Below are 1791 nucleotides of genomic sequence, written 5' to 3' on the forward strand. Positions count from 1 at the left end.
ACGATCAAACAAAATCAATCCAAAGTCCTTACCGCGCACAGGTCTCCCTAATACGCCTCCTCATTAATCAGAACCCATGCGCCCATTCCCTGCGTCCGATGGACATGATGCGCCAGTGCTGGCTTTCGAGTTTGCGCCAGGCATGACAGCAATGGTCGATGATATCGTCGTAGACCGTATGTTCGCACGGTGAAGGCAGCCCGCCTTCGTAGTAAGCAAGAAATGGCGGTCGCACCGGACGGGCCGGTGACGAGCCCCATGCTTAAGCGAGGACGGACCGTGGACATGGACAGTGAACTTTTCATCGGACTGGATACATCGAAATTGAAGATCTCAGTGGCGGTCGCCGATGGTGGGCGGAACGGTGAGGTGAGGTTTTACGGAGACATCTCGTCGGACCCGGGATCGGTCGCCTCGATGGTGGAGAAGCTGGCGAAGCGAGCTTCTCGGTTGCATTTCTGCTACGAAGCGGGGCCGACCGGATACGAGCTGTATCGGCAGATCATTGAGCTTGGCCATGCTTGCGAGGTTGTTGCGCCATCGCTTATTCCCAAGCGATCGGGCGATCGGGTCAAGACCAACCGGCGCGACGCCGTGAGCCTGGCGCGATTGCACCGGGCGGGGGAACTGACGGGAGTTTGGGTTCCAGACGAGACCCATGAGGCGATCCGCGATCTGGTCCGGGCTCGTGAGGCTGCAAACGACGCACTGAAGAAATCCCGCCAGCAATTGCAGGCTTTCCTGCTGCGTCGCGGTCATATTTACAGTGGCCGCTCGCCCTGGACACAAATCCATCGGCGATGGTTGGCAGAGCTATCGTTCACCCATCCCGCCCACCACATCGTTCTGGCTGAATATATTCAGACCATCGAAGACGCTGAGGTCCGGGTAGAGCGGCTGACCAAACAGATCGCCGCAACGGTGGCCTCCTGGTCGATGGCACCAGTCGTCGAAGCCTATCAGGCAATGCGCGGCGTCGCGCTCCTCACTGCGGTGACTTTCGTGGTTGAAATCGGCGACGTCAGGCGCTTCGAAACGGCTCCGCAGCTGATGGCGTATCTGGGGCTTGTGCCGTCCGAGAGCTCGACGGGCGAACGGGTGAAACGCAAGGGTATCACCAAGGCGGGAAATACGCGGGCCCGCCGTGTTCTGATCGAGGGCGCGTGGACGTATCGATACCCGGCCCGGGTAAGTCGGGCCATTCAGGCAAGACTGGAAGAGCTGCCACGGCCGGTCCGCGAAATCGCCTGGAAAGCTCAGATCCGGCTATGCGCACGCTACCGTAAACTTATCGGTGCGGGGAAGCTCAAGGCGGTCGCCGTCATCGCGATCGCTCGGGAAATGGCGGCGTTCCTGTGGGCCATCGGTCAGGAGGTCGCTCCGGCCGCATAAGCATGATCAACGCCAAACTCAACACATGAAAGGAAGCAGCTAATCAGCATTCGGATACATCTGCTGGTGTATAAACTTGGGGGCAGAGCCCCGGTGGGGAATCCTCGCCAAGTCCACGTGGCAAGCGTTGAGCTCATGCCCGATCGTAGACAGAGGCAGCCCCAGACGAACCTACGGAAATGCGGTAAACAACCCGCGCATAAGAGTATGCCAACAGTCGTCGAAAGCCCTGCCTCCAACTTTGTATATCAGCTTCATCTACACGGCTTCATCACTACTGATGGAAGGGACATAATCATGCCCAGACAACTTGACAACGAACATAAGAGGACTTGAAGATGCGGTTCGACAGCCAGTTTTCGCGCATGAAGTGCCAGAGGTTTTCGACCGGGTTAAGCT

Annotated in this window: 1 protein-coding gene; it reads left to right on the forward strand. The window is 58.2% G+C overall.

Annotation, left to right across the window (positions count from 1 at the left end; genetic code table 11):
* Positions 1-285 precede the first annotated feature (285 nt).
* Entirely contained in the window at positions 286-1392 is a 1107-nt protein-coding gene (locus PDO_RS14255) for an IS110 family RNA-guided transposase (protein WP_007602891.1), read from the forward strand.
* Positions 1393-1791 lie beyond the last annotated feature (399 nt).

The organism is Rhizobium sp. PDO1-076 (assembly GCF_000247475.1).
GTDB lineage: Bacteria > Pseudomonadota > Alphaproteobacteria > Rhizobiales > Rhizobiaceae > Allorhizobium.

What these genes read in the sequence shown, in the direction of transcription:
- PDO_RS14255 (WP_007602891.1), top strand. Translation starts at nt 286, where the DNA reads ATGGACAGTGAACTTTTCATCGGACTGGATACATCGAAATTGAAGATC.